General features: G+C 58.6%; 14 protein-coding genes. 1 reads left to right on the top strand and 13 read right to left on the bottom strand.

What is annotated here, in order from left to right; genetic code table 11:
* Nucleotide 1: 1 nt before the first annotated feature.
* Together metK and rpoZ are read right to left on the bottom strand one after the other, a co-directional pair.
* Nucleotides 2–1,222: a methionine adenosyltransferase gene (metK, locus tag ACGG9J_RS07765; protein ID WP_390135090.1), complete on the bottom strand. Its 1,221-nt coding sequence runs from the start codon at nt 1,220–1,222 to the stop codon at nt 2–4.
* Nucleotides 1,223–1,306: 84 nt separating this feature from the next.
* Nucleotides 1,307–1,591: a DNA-directed RNA polymerase subunit omega gene (gene rpoZ, locus ACGG9J_RS07760; RefSeq protein ID WP_390135088.1), complete on the bottom strand. Its 285-nt coding sequence runs from the start codon at nt 1,589–1,591 to the stop codon at nt 1,307–1,309.
* A gap of 178 nt (nt 1,592–1,769) precedes the next feature.
* Here rpoZ and ilvD point away from each other — a divergent pair, with 178 nt between their 5' ends.
* Nucleotides 1,770–3,629 carry a dihydroxy-acid dehydratase gene (gene ilvD / locus ACGG9J_RS07755; RefSeq protein WP_121914200.1) on the top strand — a complete coding sequence of 620 codons (1,860 nt, stop codon included), beginning with the start codon at nt 1,770–1,772 and terminating at the stop codon, nt 3,627–3,629.
* 93 nt (nt 3,630–3,722) lie between these two features.
* Here ilvD and ACGG9J_RS07750 read toward each other — a convergent pair whose 3' ends face one another.
* The 11 genes from ACGG9J_RS07750 to efp form a co-directional block, all read right to left on the bottom strand.
* Complete coding sequence (locus tag ACGG9J_RS07750) at nt 3,723–4,877, bottom strand: PTS transporter subunit EIIC (RefSeq protein ID WP_390135086.1); 1,155 nt, start codon at nt 4,875–4,877, stop codon at nt 3,723–3,725.
* On the bottom strand, nt 4,877–5,863 hold the full coding sequence (locus tag ACGG9J_RS07745; RefSeq protein WP_390135084.1) for an ROK family protein: 987 nt from the start codon (nt 5,861–5,863) through the stop codon (nt 4,877–4,879). The genes ACGG9J_RS07750 and ACGG9J_RS07745 overlap by 1 nt, the downstream gene beginning before the upstream one ends.
* Nucleotides 5,864–6,028: 165 nt before the next feature.
* A complete protein-coding gene (locus ACGG9J_RS07740; protein ID WP_390135082.1) occupies nt 6,029–6,706 on the bottom strand; it encodes a transaldolase family protein in 678 nt (225 codons plus the stop codon).
* A gap of 82 nt (nt 6,707–6,788) precedes the next feature.
* Nucleotides 6,789–9,215 carry a glycyl radical protein gene (locus tag ACGG9J_RS07735; RefSeq protein WP_390135080.1) on the bottom strand — a complete coding sequence of 809 codons (2,427 nt, stop codon included), beginning with the start codon at nt 9,213–9,215 and terminating at the stop codon, nt 6,789–6,791.
* A gap of 360 nt (nt 9,216–9,575) precedes the next feature.
* A complete protein-coding gene (locus ACGG9J_RS07730) occupies nt 9,576–10,322 on the bottom strand; it encodes a DeoR family transcriptional regulator (RefSeq protein ID WP_390135078.1) in 747 nt (248 codons plus the stop codon).
* Between the two features lie 86 nt (nt 10,323–10,408).
* Nucleotides 10,409–11,314 (bottom strand): glycyl-radical enzyme activating protein, encoded by a 906-nt coding sequence (locus tag ACGG9J_RS07725; RefSeq protein WP_390135076.1) that lies wholly within the window; start codon nt 11,312–11,314, stop codon nt 10,409–10,411.
* A 111-nt stretch (nt 11,315–11,425) separates the two neighbouring features.
* A complete protein-coding gene (gmk, locus tag ACGG9J_RS07720; RefSeq protein WP_390135352.1) occupies nt 11,426–12,049 on the bottom strand; it encodes a guanylate kinase in 624 nt (207 codons plus the stop codon).
* A 98-nt stretch (nt 12,050–12,147) separates the two neighbouring features.
* Nucleotides 12,148–15,522, bottom strand: coding sequence for a carbamoyl-phosphate synthase large subunit (gene carB, locus ACGG9J_RS07715; RefSeq protein WP_390135074.1), 3,375 nt, complete (start codon nt 15,520–15,522; stop codon nt 12,148–12,150).
* Nucleotides 15,515–16,726 carry a glutamine-hydrolyzing carbamoyl-phosphate synthase small subunit gene (gene carA / locus ACGG9J_RS07710; RefSeq protein WP_390135351.1) on the bottom strand — a complete coding sequence of 404 codons (1,212 nt, stop codon included), beginning with the start codon at nt 16,724–16,726 and terminating at the stop codon, nt 15,515–15,517. The genes carB and carA overlap by 8 nt, the downstream gene beginning before the upstream one ends.
* 196 nt (nt 16,727–16,922) lie before the next feature.
* Nucleotides 16,923–17,603 (bottom strand): transcription antitermination factor NusB, encoded by a 681-nt coding sequence (nusB, locus tag ACGG9J_RS07705; RefSeq protein ID WP_390135072.1) that lies wholly within the window; start codon nt 17,601–17,603, stop codon nt 16,923–16,925.
* 22 nt (nt 17,604–17,625) lie between these two features.
* Complete coding sequence (gene efp, locus ACGG9J_RS07700) at nt 17,626–18,189, bottom strand: elongation factor P (RefSeq protein ID WP_101432622.1); 564 nt, start codon at nt 18,187–18,189, stop codon at nt 17,626–17,628.
* Nucleotides 18,190–18,323: the final 134 nt, after the last annotated feature.

The following is an 18,323-nucleotide window of genomic DNA, read 5'->3' as shown; positions in this document are numbered from 1 at the left end:
ACTACCTGGTCATGCCGATGGCGGCCTTAAGCTCGCCCACCTTGTCCACCTGCTCCCAGGTGAAGTCGGGATCCTCACGGCCGAAGTGCCCATAGGCTGCAGTCTTGGCGTAAATGGGCCTCAACAGGTCCAGCTCATCGATGATGGCTGCGGGCCGCAGGTCGAAGACCTCGCGCACGGCCTCCTGGATCTGCTCCCGGGTGACTCCCTGCTCGGTGCCGTAGGTCTCCACGTTGACGCTGACTGGTTCAGCCACGCCAATGGCATAAGCCACCTGGACCTCGACCTTGTGCGCCAGTCCAGCGGCCACGATGTTCTTGGCCACCCAACGTGCAGCATAGGCAGCGGACCGGTCTACCTTGCTGGGGTCCTTGCCTGAGAAGGCACCGCCCCCATGATGGGCTGCACCGCCATAGGTGTCCACGATGATCTTGCGTCCGGTCAGTCCTGCGTCAGCCGCAGGACCGCCCAGAACAAAGGAACCAGTCGGGTTGACCAGCACCCGGTAGCCCTGGTGCTCGACGGCCTGGCCACAGACTCGATCCAGCACGGGCGTGATGACATGCTCCGTCAACTGCTCCTGCAGCCAGTCATGCCCGACCTCGGGATCGTGTTGCGTGGAGATAAGGACCGTATCCACTCGGCGGGGCCTGTCTTCCTGATCGTATTCGATCGTCACCTGGGTCTTGCCATCGGGCCTCAGATGGGGAATGATCCCCTCCTTGCGTACCTGGGCAAGACGGAAGGCCAGTTGATGGGCCAGATAGATGGGCAAGGGCATGAGCGTGTCGGTCTCATCGCAGGCGTACCCGAACATGACCCCCTGGTCACCGGCCCCTTGGGACTGGTAACGCTCCTCACGGGTGGCAGCGCTCTCCTGGCTGGCCGACAGGCGTTCCACGCCCTGGTTGATTTCCTTGCTTTGCTCGCTCAGTGCCACAGTAACGCCGCAGGAATCCGCATCCAGGCCGATATCCGATGAAGTGTAGCCGATCCTGCGCAATACCGACCGGACCTGGGACTGAATGTCCGTGTAGCCCTGGGATGAGACCTCTCCGAAGACGAAGAATAGGCCGGTGGCCGCTGATGTCTCTACGGCCACATGCGAGTGCGGATCCTGGGCGATCAGATCGTCCAAAATGGCATCGGAAATCTGGTCACAGACCTTGTCTGGATGGCCCTCGGTCACTGATTCAGCCGAAATCAGCCGTCGCTCTGTCATTTCATTCACCTTTGTCTTGAAACCATCACTGTCCGAGGATCCTGCGCCGGCCGCAAACAAAGCCGGCATCGGAAGTCGAAAGACTCAGTTGCCTTCGCTCAGATCATCCTCGCCCAAGGTCTCCTCCAGCAGGCCCTCATTAATCTCACGGAAAGCAATGGACAGGGGCTTTTCCTGGTTCTGGTATTCGACCAAAGGGCCCACGTTCTGCAGCAGACCTTCATTGAGCTGAGTGAAATAGGAATTGATCTGACGGGCCCGTTTGGCCGCGAAGATGGACAGCGCATACTTCGAATCGGCGTGCTTCATGAGATCGTCGATGGGAGGATTCGCAAATCCCTGCGGATGGGGCTCGGTACCGAATGTCATAAGATGTTTCTCCAATTCAACTGGATGAACCATTCATTCAATCTGTATGATTTTACCGCCCGGGCTCGATTTTAGCCTCAAATGCTTCTCTGCCGGGAAAAGCATTGCAGAAACGCCGAAAATTCCAACATGTGGTCATGTTCGGGCCGCCGCTGTCCCCGTTCACTTGAATAAAACTATGCAGATGCGATCAGCCAAGTTGATGAAGGAACGAGAGTTCGCGGGCGCCCGTGCTCTCTATCGTGCCGCTGGCGTCAAGGGCGAGGACTTCGGCAAGCCCATCGTGGCCATCGCCAACTCCTTCTCCGAATTCGTGCCCGGCCACGTCCACCTGAACAAGGTGGGGCGCCTGGTCTCCAAGGCCGTCAAGGAAGCGGGCGGCATCCCCCGCGAATTCAATACCATCGCCGTGGACGACGGCATCGCCATGGGCCATACAGGCATGCTTTATTCTCTGCCCAGCCGTGATCTGATCGCGGACGCTGTGGAGTACTCGGTCAACGCCCACTGCGCCGATGCCCTGATCTGCATTTCCAACTGCGACAAGATCACCCCCGGAATGCTCATGGCTGCTCTGCGTCTGAACATTCCCACGGTTTTCGTCTCCGGCGGCCCCATGGAGGCCGGGCGTACGGTCATGCCCGACGGAACAGTCCAGGAGAGCACCGACCTGATCGACGTCATGTACGCCTCGGCTGACGACAGCATCGACGATGCGGGTCTGCTGGCACTGGAGAAGACGGTCTGCCCCACCTGCGGGTCTTGCGCCGGCATGTTCACCGCCAACTCCATGAACTGCCTGACCGAAGCCATGGGTCTGGCCCTGCCTGGCAACGGCACCACTCTAGCCTCGCACACAGCACGGAAGATGCTTTTCGAGCGGGCCGGCAAGCTGGTGGTCGAGATTGCCAACCGGTATTACCAGGATGACGACGACTCGGTCCTGCCACGGTCCATCGCCACCAAGAAAGCCTTCGAGAACGCCATGACCATGGATGTGGCCATGGGCGGGTCAACCAACACCGTCCTGCATATTCTGGCCGCTGCACAGTCGGCGGATGTGGACTTCACCTTGGACGACATCGAGCGCATCTCTCACACGGTCCCTTGCATCTGCAAGGCCTCTCCCTCCGGGGACTGGGAGATATCCGACGTCCACAGAGCTGGCGGCATCTGCGGCATCCTGGGCGAGCTGGACCGTGGCGGAGTGCTGCACAAGGACACGCATTCCATCGACTATCCGGACCTTGAGTCCAAGCTGAACGACTGGGACATCATGCGCCCAACCTGCCTGGACCAGGCCAAGGAGCTCTACCACGCAGCTCCCGGACATATCACCTCCCCCGAGCCCTTCAACCAGTCCAAGGAGTGGGAGGACCTGGACACCGACCGCGTCAACGGCGCCATCCATGACCTGGATCATCCTGCCGTCTCCGAAGGTGGTCTGGCCATACTGCGTGGCAATCTGGCCCCCGATGGCTGCGTGGTCAAGACCGCAGGCGTGCCCAAGGAGATCTGGAACTTCCGCGGACCGGCTCTGGTGGTTGAATCACAGGAGCAGGCCGTGGAGGTCATACTCAACGGCACCTTGCACAAGGGTCAGGCCCTGGTCATCCGTTACGAGGGACCCAAGGGCGGCCCGGGCATGCAGGAGATGCTGTATCCCACCTCATTCGTCAAGGGCAAGGGAATCGGCAAGGACGTGGCCCTGCTGACCGACGGCCGCTATTCCGGCGGCTCATCAGGCCTGGCCATCGGCCATATCGCTCCTGAAGCAGCCAACAAGGGCCCCATCGCCCTGATCCGAAACGGTGACATGATCCGCATCGACATCCCCAACCGGCGTGTAGATGTCGAACTGAGTGATGAAGAACTCGCCCAGCGCCGCGCAGAACTAGAAGCCGGCGAAGGCTATGTGGCCCACAGGGATCGCAAGGTCTCCTTGGCGCTGAAGGCCTACGCCGCTTTCGCCCGCTCAGCAGACAAGGGCGCCACCCGCGACCCCGACCTGATCAACCGCTTGTCGGGTCTGGACTGACAGAGGCTGAGCCCAACAGCAAGACTGACCATAATGCCCGGCCATCGAATCACTAATCGATGGCCGGGCATTGATTATAAAAATGGGTGCATTTTAGACAAGTACGGGCGTCTTATCGGACACGCTTTCCGCGACTTCGGAGGAAGACGGCTCCGCCTCCGCATTTTCTTCTAAATTGTCGACGCGGAATTTAAGCACCATGGTCAGCAGGAAGGCTACGAGCAGGCCTGCCAGGCAGGCGCCCAGGTAGATGACGAACCCATGACCGAAGAATATGGGCAAGGCTGCCAGACTGGGGAAAGCGAAAGCCGTAGCCTGTACGCCGGAAAGCCCGGCAATGACACCGCCTATGCCCCCGCCGGCGCAGACAGCCAACAGCGGCCTCTTTCTAGGCAGATTGACTCCGAACATAGACGGTTCCGTGATACCGAACAGGGCCGAAACCGCAGCTGACAGACAGGTGGATTTGAATGCCTTGTCATGGCTCTTGATCATCACGGCCAGCGCAGCTCCTGCCTGTGCAAAGACCGCCGGGCCCATCATGGCCAAAACGGTATCATGACCGCTGACGGCAATGTTGTTCATGGCTATAAGAATCAGACTCCAGTGGAATCCGAAAATGACCATGGGCTGGACGGTAGCCCCCAGCAGGAGTCCAGCAATGACCGGTGAGAGCGCGTACACCCATTCATAGCCAGCTGCCAGTCCGTCGCCGATGACCTTGCCTATGGGACCAAAGGCGAAGAGGGTGAGGAACCCTATGACCAGGATGCAGACCAAAGGCGTCAGGAACCCTCTGATCACTTCGGGCAGCACCCTATCCAGCCATCGTTCCAAATAGACCAAGGCGCCAACGGCAAGGATGATAGGGATCACGCTGGAGGCATACTTGACACCCAGAAGGGGGATGCCGAGAAACCTGATGGTCTTGCCTGCCTCCTGCACCGCAACCAGATTGGGATAGAGCAGCATGCCGGCGATGACCACAGCGATAAACGGATCAGCGCCGAATTTCTTGGCTGACGTGTATGCCAGGAGGATGGGTAGGAAGGTAAATAGGCTGGAAGCCATGGCATCCAGCACCAGATAGGTCTGGTCACTAGTGCTCAGCACATGGGTCGTCGTCAGAATGACAAGCATGCCTTTCATGATGCCGGCGGCCGACAGCAGATTGACTATCGGTAGAAAGATTCCCGATATTCCATCAATGACGATGTCAAGAAGCTCTTTAGCGGACCGTCTTTTCATCAGACACCGCCGAAATCGTTGACCAGAGCGGGCTCTGTGCTCTCCATCACTTCTCCGCTGGCACTCATCCAGGGGTTCTTCCCAAAGTACTCAACTTCGTCGGCATCCTCCAGATAGCATTGGAGCGCACCTACCAGATTCGCATCGTTCTGGAATTTGCAGGCCGTCACCTCGGCACGGGAGACATGATAGGGACAGGCGGCATAGAGGCGATCCAGATTGCTTCGGATGGCCTCGATCAGAGCCGGTTGAGCCGAGATGCCACCGCCGATGGCAAAGCGTTGAGGATCACAGATGTTCTGGATATTGTATATCTGTACCGCCACATCATGCGCATAGGAATCGAGGCACTCCAAAGCCATCTGTTCTTGCTCCTCGACCGCCTTGAAGAAAGCTACACCATCCACGTCCGCAGGATCCAGGTTCTTGCGCTCGGCATAGGTCTTGCACAGACCAGTGGCGCTGCATTGGTTTCCCCACACGCCATCGTGGGTCGGCGACTCCCGGGAAGAGGTCATGATGTAGCTGACCTCCCCAGCGGAAAAATGATGTCCGCGGTAGAGCTGGTGATTGACGATGAAGGCGCCGCCGATCATGGTGCCGAGGATGATTACGAAACCATCCTGCACGTCCTGCAGACTGCCGACTCGGGATTCAGCCATGACTGCACATTTGGCATCGTTCTCAATGACGATGCGCACGGGGCAATTGCGAAAGAGGGCGTGCCTTATATAGAAGTCGTCGTTGTATCTCAAGGCACCGCCCATGGCACAGTATCCTTTTTTGCTGTCGATGATTCCAGGCATGGATATGGCAATCCCCTGCACACCCGGCTCTTGTTCGAACAACTGGGTCAGAGCCGCAATCAGCTCGTCACGCCCACGCTGAGGCGTAGGCATGGAGTTACGAGAAACGATCGAGGTGTCTTCCAGCATGTAGGCATATTTGATGGCGGTACCACCAATATCAACGGTCAGAATTTTCATGATGCATCCTTGCTCAACGAACTTCGCATATCAGACAGGTGCTTCGTATCATCCTCGCTACGGTTGCTCAACCATTCAGAAGGAGGATACGCAGACGGGGGCATGAGCATGTATACTGCCAATGCCATGCCCCCGGAGGAGAATGACCGCTTCACTCGGTCATTGCTAGCAGTCGGCCATGGTTCTTCCGGCACCGACTAGACCTTGGAAGTCAGCATTGAAGACTTCTACTGCTGCTGAGATCGCTTGGTTCTTCACCAGGCCATCGATTATGGACGAGCCAAGCGTAGCCGCTCCGATGCCATACTGGGCCAACTCCAGAACCTGCTGCGAATTCTTGAAGCTGGCGGCCAGGACCTCGCAGTCAAGATCATTGGCACGGAAGATGTCATGAATGGTCTTGGCGACCTGAACGCCGTTGTAGCCCATATTGTCAATCCTGTTGATATACGGTGCGGCATAGGATGCTCCGGCCTTGGCAGCCAGAAAACCTTGCAGGGGCGTGTAAATGGCCGTGGCAGTCACCTTCACTCCTTCGGCGACAAGGGTCTTCATAGCTTTGAATCCCTGAGGGACGCTGGGAACCTTGGGGAAAGTATGGGGTCCCAGTTCATCGACGATCCTGTGCGCATCAGCCACCATGCCGACACTGTCGGTCGCGACCACCTGTGCATGCAGTTCCAAATCCGAACCAATGATGGAGCGTATCTCTTTCAGCACGTCAAAGGGAGGCCTGCCCGCTTTGGCCAGAATGCTGGGATTGGTGGTAACTCCGTCAATAGGGTAGATGTCGATCAGCCTTCTGATGGCTTGCGTGTCGGCATCATCGATGATCAATTTCATGCTAGCGTCCTTCACTTATCTAGATGGACTTGTTTTATGTAGGGCCCGGCCGGGAATGACTTCCCGGCCGGCTAAATGGTGCTCAGAGCGTCTGCTCAGTCCGCTCGATGATGTCGTCCTGCGTAGCCTTGGACAGCACCGTGAAGAAAGCGCTGTATCCGGCTACCCTGACGATCAGGTCCCTGTGCTTGTCAGGGTGGACCTGGGCATCCAGCAGGGTGTCGCGGGAGACCACGTTGTACTGAACGTGGTAGCCATGCAACTGGTCGAAGAAGGCTCGAGTGACCTGTGAAAGCTTTACCCGGTTCTCCGGCTTGGCCAGCACCTGCGGTGTCATCTTCTGGTTGAGCAGGACCCCGCCGGTGATGTCCTCAGTCGGCAGCTTGGACACTGACTTGAAGACCGCTGTAGGACCATGCTTGTCTGCCAAGTGAGAAGGGCTGCAGCCTTCGGCCAAGGGTTCGCCGTTCTTGCGGCCATCAGGAGTGGCCAAGGTTCCTGCACCTTGGGGGACGTTGGCCGAGATGGAGCTTGTGCCGGCGTTATAGGTGCCCCCGATGGGACCACGGCCGTAGCGGGTGTTGTGGTACTTCTTCATCTCGTCGATGTACACGTCGTAGGCCTTGCGGATCAGGCTGTCGACGTAGTCGTCGTCGTTGCCATACTTGGGGGCCTCCTGCATAAATCGGCGAATACGCTCGTTCTCCTCGCCTTCCCAGTTCTCCTGCATTGCCTGCCAAAGCCTGGCTGGTGTGACCTTGTGCTCCTCGAAGACCACCTTCTTCATAGCCGCCAGGGAATCAGCCAAGTTGGCTATGCCTACTTGCAGGTCGGAGATGAAATCATAGTGGGCTCCGCCTTCCTTCATGTTCAGGCCACGCTCGATGCAGTCATCGGTCAGTGCAGAGCAGAGAATATCAGCGGTGTCATGTTCGAGAACCATGTCGCAGGTGGCATCGATGATGACGCACTGCCTGCACATCTCGCGGATGACCTTGTCCCAGCAGGCTTCGACCTGATCGAAACTGGTGAAGTTCTTGAAGTGACCGACACCTTCGACCAGCTTGGTGCCGCTGGCCGGATCCACGCCGTCGTTCATGGCGATCAACAGGGCCTTGGGGAAGTTGAGGAAGCTCATACCGGTGCACCGGTAGCCCCACTTGCCGGGGACAGCGGTTTCCACGCAACCGATGGCCGAATACTCGTAGGCGTCCTCGCGGGCCACCCCCTTGTCGATGAAGCTGGGAATGATGATCTCGTCATCGTTGAAAGCTGGCATGCCGAAGCCGCAACGAACCACCTCAATGCACTCTGACATGAAGTCATCAGGCAGGTTCTTGTGATAACGAACCGTGAGGTTGGGCTGGGTCAGATGGCTCTGAGCAACGGACTTGAGAATGAGCCAGCTCATGGGATTGGTGGCATCCTGGGGCTGACCGTTCACCAGCTTCTGGCCGCCCACTGTCACATTCTGATACAGAGGTGAGCCGGCAGAGAATTGCGTGTGGCTCCATGGACGAATCTTGTTGATGGTGTAGGTCTTCAGCCAAAGGTTGGTCATCAGTTCGACAGCCTGGGGCTCATCAATCAGCCCGGCCTTCAAATCCTTCTCATAGAAGGGATCCAAGTACTGATCCATGCGTCCATAGGAGAGCGAGTGACCGTTGGACTCAATCTGCAGGGCCAGATGCACCAGCCAGACCGACTGAACGGCTTCACGCAGATTCCTGGCGGGCTCATAGGGCACGTGCTCCAAGGCTTCCGCCATGCCGCGCAGCTCTTCAGCACGCTTGTCATTGCCCTCGTCGGCTGCCTGCTTGGCTTGCTTCAGCGCCAGCTCAGCGTAGCGGTGAGCAAAAGTCTTCATGGCGTCAATCACAATGATGATGGCCTTGTAGAAGTAACTCTTGTGAATGTTCCGATAATCGGTCAGATCGAGTGCATCCAGCTTCTCTTGGGCCCGACGGCTGAAGTCCTTGAGGCCACGGCTGAGAACAACAGCGTAGTTGACAGCGCAGTGTGCATCGCCAGAGGTGATGTTGCCCTCGGACTTGATGATTCCCAGATCGTAGAAGAGCTTGGAGTGAGGAGGGAAGGCTGCCAGTCCACGATCCTGAAGCGTGTTGTGCTCCCAGAACGGGGCGATGGAGCGCAGCTTCTCCTTGTTCTCTTCTGTGATGGTGAAGACGTCGCCATCACGCTTTTCAAATTGGTCCAGCTCATCAATGACCCAGCCCATGGCATATTCGGGATAAATAGGCGCAGCCCTGTTGGCCGAGGCCTGATTGCCGGCAATGAGGGTTTCCGGCTCGATGTAAATAGACATCGATTCCAAAACCCGCTTGAGCATGATGGCTCTCTTGATGGCCAGCGGCTGATCCTGACAATTCTTATATACCTCAGTGGTGATCATCGCCCGTTCGACATCGACCTGAGGGGTCACCGAGAGGAGCTGATCGCGGAAGGACTCCATCCGGGGTGTCAGCTTGCCGAAATGTTGCTCATTCATCTTTGCTTTCCTTTCAGATCACAGCGATTCGGGTCTTCCTATAAACCGCTAGATCCGCACCGCGGTGTGCTCTAAATCACATTTCACTACAAAAACTATCATACGTTAGCAGTAATTGCAATTTTGAAACGTATATTTCTTTCATTCGTAAGATATTAAAAATGCTTGTTCTCTGCACTTCCGTTTTGTGCATTCACAAGAAGATATCGACGAGTTTCATCCGGTCTCCGCTGCCTGACTCACAGTGAAGATCGTCAGTCAGCTACTCATCCAGTAAAAGAGGAGACGGTGAGCGGTCCAGTAGATGTGCGACGAGAGGCAATTGATCCATGGTTTATGCGATCGCAACAGACTCCTAATTCAGACCGTCTCCAGTTCAATGCCATGTTCCATAAGCTGTTTCGAAGCCTCGTCGGGGATGTTGTCATCGGTGATGACCATGGTGCTCTTTTGGGGAAGATTCAGCGAGACCGTGCTGCTATGACCGAACTTCTCGCTCTCAGTAAGGATTACAATGCGCATGGCATGCATAGCCATGTCTCGGACGGCCTGAGCCCGCATCTGATCGCGGTTGGCGAACCCGGTATCAGGGTCAAATCCATCGGCACCAATGAACATCACATCCACCTGTATGCCAGTAAGGCACAGGGGGACCATGGGACCCACCAGAACCTGGGCGCTGTGCTGATAGATACCGCCAATCAGAATGATCTGGCAGTTGCCAGCCTCACCGACATAGCGAGCCACGAAGGCGCTGTTGGTGATGATGGTCAGATCCTTTTTGGTGCGCGCCAGCTCAACCGCCAGCAGAGCGCAACAGCTTCCGTTCTCCACGATCACCGTGGCACCATCAGGCACGCAGGCGACGGCTCTGCGCGCGATTCTAAGCTTTTGCTCATAGTGGCGAGCCAGGCGACCTTCGACATTGTCCGTGCTTTTGATAGCAGCATAGCCATGCTCTCTGGTGATAAGACCACGGCTCTCCAGCTCGTTCAGATACTTGTGTACAGTCACCTGAGAGACGCCCATTTCCTTGGCGAGCTCGCTGACCTCCATCCGCTCTCTGTCGATGAGCATCTCAAGGATGCCGTTGGCACGATCGTCCACCTGAACCCGTCCTTCGTCGAAGGGGTCGCACGCCCCGTCATGAACATTCTAGAATGCAGGGAGCCGTTGCGGAAATCGGGTGGGCGTCAGAAGAAAGCATGCACACCTTCCTGCTCATAAACCTGTCGGTAGCCTTCCAGATCCTCCTGGTGCGTGTTGGGCACATTCCTGTACCTGTAGCCGTCACGCTGCAGAAGATCGTATTTCGACTCGCCGAAATTGTGGAAGGGCAGAAGCTGGACCCTGTCCGCACCAAGCCTCAGCAGGCGCCGCGCCATCTTCCTGGCATCATCGAGCTTATCGTTATAGTCAGGAATCACCGGGGTCCGGATCAGGACGTCCTTGCCGCTATGCAGAGCATAACTAGTGTTACGTTCGATCAGATTCAGACCAACCCCAGTCCCCTGCTTATGGGCCTGTTCGTCCCAATGTTTCATATCGATGAAGACGTGATCCAAGTGATCCAGGGCACTTCTGAAAATCGATTCCGGCACATGTCCGGTCGTTTCGACGTTGGTGTCGATGCCCCGATCCTGCAGAGCTGACAGAAGCGCAACACAGAAATGCCCCCACACCAGGGGTTCGCCGCCTGATAGCGTCACCCCTCCGCCGCTTTGACGATAGAACGGCAGATCCTTCATGCATTGATCGACGACCTCATCCAGATCACGCGTCCGCCCCACCAGGTTCAATCCCTTGCATTCGCGTGCTGCCTCCAAAGCTGCAGGATCGTCATAACGCAGAGCATGCACGTCCACAGCTCTGCTCCTGTCGGTCTTGACAAACCCAGGGGCCGCAGGCAAAGCACTGCATGCAGAACACCCCGAACACGACTTGGGATCCCATTCGAACTGAGGCGTACGGACCTGGCTCTCGGGGTTGGAACACCAGCCACACCTCATAGGGCAGCCCTTGAGGAAGACCACCGTACGGATGCCGGGCCCGTCATTCAGACTGAACTGCTGAATATTGAATACCGTGGCGGATATCATGGTCGCCTCCATTGCGCAAGACCTGAATCGGCTTTTCTTTCGTCTGAAGTAATAATACATTACATACGAAAGCAATACAAGCCTTATTAACGCGCAAGCAAGGCTTAATGCTTAAAGTCCATACTCTCTAGCGATTACCTTCCAGAGAGCCTGCGCAGCCTTATCCACGTTGTCGTTGACTATTACCTGGTCGAACTGACCCTCGGAGGCCATCTCCACCTTGGCTGTCTCCAGCCGTCGTGCCCGCTGCTGCTCATTTTCGGTTCCCCGCATGTTCAGCCGAGTAACAAGGTCCTGGAATGACGGCGGCGCCAGGAATACGTAGAACACTTCCAGATCCAGTTCCTTCGCCCTCTGCCGAACACGGTGCGCCCCCTGCAGGTCAATCTCCAGAATTGTAGGAACCCCTGCTTCCAGATGGTCCAGGACCGGCTGCAGCGGGGTGCCATAGTGGGACATGCCGTGCACAAGGGCGGTCTCCAGAAACTCGCCGGCAGCCTCTCTGCGGGCAAACTCCTGCTCATTCATGAACCAGTAAGTAATGCCGTCCTCTTCGCCCGGACGCGGCGCGCGGGTGGTGGCTGAAACGGAGACCCAGACCTCCGGGTGGGCATGACGCAGTGCTGCTTCCACAGTGCCCTTGCCGACAGCCGTGGGTCCCGTCAACACGATCAGCCGGCCGCCCGTCTTCCCCGGCCCCCCGGTCTGTTCTCCCGAAGAGCGCTGATTCGACATGTAGACACCGTTGATCGCTGACACGGCCACTTCCTTTCCCAAAAGTCATACCTCCGGCTTATACAGACCGGAACATGGGTCAATCATATAGCCAGCACCTACCGGGCCTTCTCCAGCTCCAACAGCCGGGCCGCGTGCTCCTGAATGCTCATGACCTGGTAGTCGTCCTTCTTGGCCACGTCAATGGCCATCAGGGCGGCCGAAAATTCGGTGACGGTGGTGAACTGCGGCAGGTCGGCGGCTATGGCGGCCACCCGGATAAGATAGCCGTCGGAGCGCGAACCTCTGGAACTCGGAGTATTGAGGATCATGTCGATAGCTCCATCCTCGATAAGCTGGACCGGATTGCGACCCATGTGCCTAACTCCTTCAGCATCAGTGAAAGCCTGCCCCTGATCCTCGCCACCGCTGATCTTATCGACAACGGACACGTCGAAGCCGTACCGACGCAGAACGGAGGCAGTACCACGGGTGGCGCAAACGCTGAAGCCCTGCTCCAGCAGACGGGCTGCCAGCATGGGCAGCTGGCGCTTGTCTGCGTCATTGACCGATAGGAAGACGACCCCGCTGGTGGGCAGACCGCCTTGATAGGCGGCCAGCTGGCTCTTGGCGAAAGCGTGGGGAAAGTCCCGATCGAAGCCCATGACCTCTCCAGTGGAACGCATCTCCGGACCCAGCAAAATATCCACAGTCCGACCCACCGGAGTTCGGAAGCGTTTGAATGGCAGGACGGACTCCTTGACCGCCACAGGCTGGCCGACACGGACCATGCCGCCGTCGCCGACAGGCAAGAGCAGCCCGTTGACTCGTTGCTGGGCGATAGACTCCCCCACCATGATACGGGCCGCAGCCTTGGCCAGCGCCGCACCCGTGGCTTTGGAGGCAAATGGGACGGTCCGGGATGCGCGGGGATTGGCCTCGATCACATAGAGAGTGTTGGCCATGAAGGCATACTGAACATTGATCAGCCCCTGGACCCCACAACCTTGGGCTATTGCCAGGGTAGCCTGCCGCAACCTGTTGATCTGGTCGTCGGAGAGCGTGGAGGGCGGCAGGGTGCAGGCGGCATCGCCGGAGTGGACTCCGGCCTCTTCAACATGCTCCATGATTCCGCCGATATAGAGCTCCTGCCCGTCATAGAGGGCGTCCACATCGATCTCAATGGCGTCCTGAAGGAACTTGTCAATCAACAGGGGCGAGGGCAGACGGCCGGAGACCACCGTATCGGCCTTAGCCTCCTCCAGGGCGCGATCCACGTAAGTGTTCAGCTGTTGGTCATCATAGACGATCTCCATGCCTCGCCCGCCCAGCACATAGGAGGGCCTGACCAGAACCGGGTAGCCGATGGCATGTGCTGCATCTCTGGCCTCATCCAGGGAAAGGGCGGTGCCGTAACGGGGGGCGTTCAGATGTTCCTTGCTGAGCACCTGACCGAAGAGCTCACGGTTCTCGGCAAGGTCGATGGATTCAGGACTGGTCCCCAGAATGGGTACCCCGGCTGCCTTGAGCCTGGCCGCCAGGGACAGGGGCGTCTGACCGCCCAGCTGGACGATGACCCCTTTGACAGGTCCCATGGCCTTCTCAGCCCGGTAGATCTCCAGAACATCCTCGAAGGTCAGCGGCTCGAAGTAGAGCCTGTCCGACATGTCATAGTCGGTTGAGACCGTCTCGGGATTGCAATTGACCATGATGGTGTCATAGTCCTTGCCCAGCTCCTGGACGGCGTGCACGCAGGTGTAGTCGAACTCGACTCCCTGGCCGATCCGGTTGGGTCCCGAACCCAGGATGATGACCGCTTCGCGCTGACGGGGTCGCAGCTCGGACTTGTCGGCGTAGCAGGAGTAGTAGTAGGGCGTGACCGCATCGAACTCGGCTGCGCAGGTGTCCACGGTCTTGTAGACAGGATGAAGGCCGAAGGCCCAGCGAAGCTCCCTGACGACCGCCTCGCCTTGGTCGCCCATACCGCGCAGGTGAGCGATCTGCAGGTCGCTCAGTCCCGATTGCTTGGCCCGGCGCAGCAGATCCTCATCCAGGACCTCGGACTGGCGCACTTGGAGGGCCAGGTCATTGATCATGCTGATCTGCTCCAGGAACCAGGGATCGATCCTAGTGGCCTGGTGGACCTGCTCAACAGTGGCTCCGCCCCAGAAGGCCCGCTGAATCTGCAGGTAGCGGTGCTCTGTGGGAGTGTGCATGGCCTCTAGCAACTGGTTGGTCTCGGCCTGGTCGGGCTTGGGGCCATCCCAGGAGAAGGTCATGTGCCGCTTGTCGATGGAGCGCATGGCCTTGCCCAGGGATTCGCGGAAGTTGCCGGCCAGAGCCATGGCCTCGCCCACGGACTTCATCGAGGTGGTCAGGGTCGTGTCCGCACCGGGGAACTTCTCGAAAGTGAAACGCGGAATCTTAGTGACCACATAGTCGATGGTCGGCTCGAAGGAGGCAGGCGTTGAACGGGTGATGTCGTTCTCGATCTCATCCAGGGTGTATCCCAGGGCCAGCTTGACTGCGATCTTGGCGATGGGAAAGCCGGTGGCCTTGGAAGCCAGAGCCGAAGACCGTGAAACACGAGGGTTCATTTCGATGACGATGATCCGGCCATTCTTGGGATTGACGGCGAACTGGATGTTGCAACCGCCAGTGTCCACCCCCACGCCGCGGATGATGGCGATGCCGATGTCACGCATGCGCTGATATTCCCGGTCGGTCAGGGTGAAGACCGGAGCCACGGTGATGGAGTCGCCGGTGTGCACGCCGACCGGATCTACATTCTCGATCGGGCAGACCACAACCACATTGTCCAGGCGGTCGCGCATGAGCTCCAGCTCATACTCCTTCCACCCTTCGATGCCCTCCTCCAGGAGGATCTCATCGGTGGGCGAATAATGGATGCCGGCGCCGGCGATCCGCCGCAGCTCCTCGCGATCGTGGGCGATGCCCGAGCCCAGGCCGCCCATGGTGAAGGAGGGACGAACCACCAGGGGGTAGCCCAGTTCAGCGGCAACTGCCTCGGCCTCATCCAGACTGTGGGCGATGCGGGACTTGGCTGACTCGGCGCCGGCCTGGTCCACCACCTGCTTGAAGAGCTCACGATCCTCTCCCCTGTCGATGGCCTCCAGCGAAGCACCGATCAGCTCAACCCCGTAGCGCTCCAGCACGCCAGCCTTGCCCAGCTCGACGGCAGCATTCAGCGCGGTCTGGCCGCCCAGGGTGGGCAGCAGCGCATCCGGCCGCTCCTTGGCGATGATCCGCTCCAAGAAGGGCAGGGCGATGGGCTCGATGTAGGTAGCATCGGCCATTTCGGGGTCCGTCATGATGGTGGCGGGATTGGAGTTGACCAGGATGACGCGAATCCCCTCTTCGCGCAGCACCCGGCAGGCCTGGGTCCCCGAATAGTCAAACTCGGCCGCCTGTCCGATGACGATGGGCCCCGAGCCGATGACCATGACCGAATGGATGTCCTGCCGCTTAGGCATGTGCCTTCCCTTCCTTGGCGTCCTGCATCAACGTGATGAACCTGTCAAACAGGTAGGAGGCATCGTGCGGGCCAGCCGCCGCCTCCGGATGATATTGAACGGAGAATGCCGGAATATCCAGACACTCCAGACCCTCGACCACGCCGTCGTTGAGATCGACATGAGAGACCCGAACACGACCATATCGGCCCTCACCATAGGGCGAGGGCACCGGGTCACCCTTGGGCGCCCTGACTGCGAACCCGTGATTGTGGGCGGTGATCTCCACCTTGCCGGTGCTCAGATCCATGACCGGCTGATTGATGCCGCGATGACCGAATTTCAGCTTGTAGGTCTCGAAGCCCAGGGCACGGCCCAGCAGCTGGTTGCCCAAGCAGATGCCGAAGAAGGGCAGCCTTGCATCAAGCACCTGGCGCAGGAGGGCCACCTCATGGTCGGCCGTAGAGGGATCGCCCGGACCGTTGGAGAAGAAGACGCCATCTGGATTGAGCGAGCGGATGGTCTCCATGCTGGTGCCCACGGGCAGCAGGTGGACCCGGCATCCGCGCTCGGCCAGCCGATGAGGGGTCATGGCCTTGATGCCCAGGTCGACAGCAGCCACCGTGCAGAGCGGCTCCTGATCCTGGTACTGACCACAAGGCTCCACCGTGTAAATGTGTTCTGTGCTGACTTCGCCGGTCAGGTGGGAACCGCCCATGGTCGGCGCCTGTCTGACCTGATCCAAGAGACTCTGGATGCTGGCATCGTCCAGGGCCGAGCCGGAAAAAATACCGGCCCGCATGACGCCCGCTGAACGCAGGTGCCGCACGAGCCGGCGAGTGTCTATGCCGCTGATGCCGACGATGCCTTGGTCGATCATCTCCCCTTGGAGACCGCCTGTAGCCCGCCAGTTGCTGAAGGTGGGACTGGGTTCCCGGACCACATATCCGGCCACCCATATCCGAGACGACTCACCGTCCTCCCCGTTGACACCGGTATTGCCGATGTGCGGAAACGTCTGGACTACAATCTGTCTGTCATAGCTGGGATCGGTCAGAGTTTCCTGGTACCCGGTCATCCCCGTGGCGAATACGACCTCACCGATAGTGCTGCCCAGTGCCCCGAAAGCCTTTCCCTCATACACCTGGCCGTCCTCCAGCAGAAGGATGGCGGAATCGGAGAAACGACGATCGGAGGCGATGGCGTTGGTGTCCTTCAGGTTCACCGAACCCCCTTGTTTGCCGTGGATATTCGCACCCATACTAATGACCCCCATGGATTACGCCGACTAGGTCGCCCAGAAGATGATTGGGCAAATCATGCAGCAAGGCCTGCTGGTCAACAAATCTCAATATGGAAAAAGACCGACCTGATGCCCTAACAGCCAGCGGACATCGGTCGGCCTTTATCCGAATCATTGCTCAGTCGCCTGAAGGAAGATCCGCATCCGGGATCAGTTCCTTCGGCAGCGTCAGTTTCAACTGATCCAGACTGGGAGCCGACTGGTCGGCATCCTCATCCTTGTGCGTACCCCCTGCCGATGCCGACTTGCTGTCAGCAGGGTCGTCCTCAGAGGAAACCGGCTCGGAGGCTGCACCCCCTGCTTTTGCGTTCTCGGATCCATCATCCGAAACGTCCGCATCGGCCTCGGCATCAGCCAGGGCGGCAATCTGATCGGCTTGCTCACGACGAGCCTGATGCTCATCCTTCTCCTGCTCCAGAGCGCTCAGAACGCCATGGATAAAGGAGGGGGCATCGGCATCCGAGAGGGTCTTGGCTAGGGACAGGGCCTCATCGATGGCCACCTTGTCGGGGACGTCAGGGTTGTAGAGCATCTCCCAGGCGGCGATACGCAGAATGTTGCGGTCGATGACGTGCATGCGGCTCAGTGGCCACCGGGTGGAATGGGTCTGCAGGGCTCCATCGATATCTTGATGATGCTCTGCCACACCCTCAACGAGGGTCACGGCATAGGCAGGCAGAGGTGTCTGCGCCCCTGGCCTGGCCTTGCGCTCCTCCAGCAGGGAGAGGAAATCCTGACTCTTCTCGTCGGCCTCATACAGGGTGTTCAAGGCCCGCTTGCGGGCTGTGGAACGTGCCATGGATGTGTGGTTTCCGACTTGCTCAGTTCTCGCGGCCCAGGTAGGAGCCGTCGCGGGTGTCCACCTTGACCTTCTCGCCCTCGCCTACGAAGAGGGGCACCTGGATCTCGGCCCCGGTCTCCACGGTGGCGGGCTTGGTGCCGGCGTTGGAGCGGTTGCCCTGGACGCCGGGCTCGGTTTCGGTCACCGTCAGCACCACGGATGCGGGCAGCTCCACAGACAGGGGGTTGCCGTCATGGAAGCTGATGATGCAGTCGGTGCCCTCAAGCAGGAAGCGCTCCTGATCGCCGACCAGGGCCTCGGGGATGTTGACCTGCTCGTAGGTGTTCATGTCCATGAAGACGAAGGAGTCGCCGTCCCGGTAGGAGTACTGCATGGTCCGGTTGTCGACGGTCTCGAAGTCCATCTTCATGCCTGCATTGAAGGTGCGGTCCACGATCTTGCCCGAGAGGACGTCCTTGATGGTCGTGCGCACGAAGGCCGGCCCCTTGCCCGGCTTCACGTGCTGGAACTTGATGACGGTCCACAGCTTGCCGTCCAGGTTGATGACCGATCCGTTCTTGATGTCGTTAGAAGTCTGTGCCACCTTGATACCACCTCATTCTGATGAACGTTCCTTCGGAGGGCTCCTGGCCATCTGCCGAAAGCACCGGGCCACACAGGATCCGGCCCGCTCGCGATAAATCCTCGCCTATTATGCCACGGCGCATGAACACCGCA

The organism is Bifidobacterium apicola (assembly GCF_042846865.1).
GTDB classification, from domain to species: domain Bacteria; phylum Actinomycetota; class Actinomycetes; order Actinomycetales; family Bifidobacteriaceae; genus Bombiscardovia; species Bombiscardovia apicola.
Note: the sequence above shows the minus strand (reverse complement) of the source record. Positions and strands in the feature narration are given on the sequence as shown.

Excerpts from the sequence above, each read along its gene's own strand:
- metK (WP_390135090.1), bottom strand. The coding sequence starts at position 1,222 with ATGACAGAGCGACGGCTGATTTCGGCTGAATCAGTGACCGAGGGCCAT.
- rpoZ (WP_390135088.1), bottom strand. The coding sequence starts at position 1,591 with ATGACATTCGGTACCGAGCCCCATCCGCAGGGATTTGCGAATCCTCCC.
- ilvD (WP_121914200.1), top strand. The coding sequence starts at position 1,770 with ATGCAGATGCGATCAGCCAAGTTGATGAAGGAACGAGAGTTCGCGGGC.
- ACGG9J_RS07750 (WP_390135086.1), bottom strand. The coding sequence starts at position 4,877 with ATGAAAAGACGGTCCGCTAAAGAGCTTCTTGACATCGTCATTGATGGA.
- ACGG9J_RS07745 (WP_390135084.1), bottom strand. The coding sequence starts at position 5,863 with ATGAAAATTCTGACCGTTGATATTGGTGGTACCGCCATCAAATATGCC.
- ACGG9J_RS07740 (WP_390135082.1), bottom strand. The coding sequence starts at position 6,706 with ATGAAATTGATCATCGATGATGCCGACACGCAAGCCATCAGAAGGCTG.
- ACGG9J_RS07735 (WP_390135080.1), bottom strand. The coding sequence starts at position 9,215 with ATGAATGAGCAACATTTCGGCAAGCTGACACCCCGGATGGAGTCCTTC.
- ACGG9J_RS07725 (WP_390135076.1), bottom strand. The coding sequence starts at position 11,314 with ATGATATCCGCCACGGTATTCAATATTCAGCAGTTCAGTCTGAATGAC.
- gmk (WP_390135352.1), bottom strand. The coding sequence starts at position 12,049 with ATGTCGAATCAGCGCTCTTCGGGAGAACAGACCGGGGGGCCGGGGAAG.
- carB (WP_390135074.1), bottom strand. The coding sequence starts at position 15,522 with ATGCCTAAGCGGCAGGACATCCATTCGGTCATGGTCATCGGCTCGGGG.
- nusB (WP_390135072.1), bottom strand. The coding sequence starts at position 17,603 with ATGGCACGTTCCACAGCCCGCAAGCGGGCCTTGAACACCCTGTATGAG.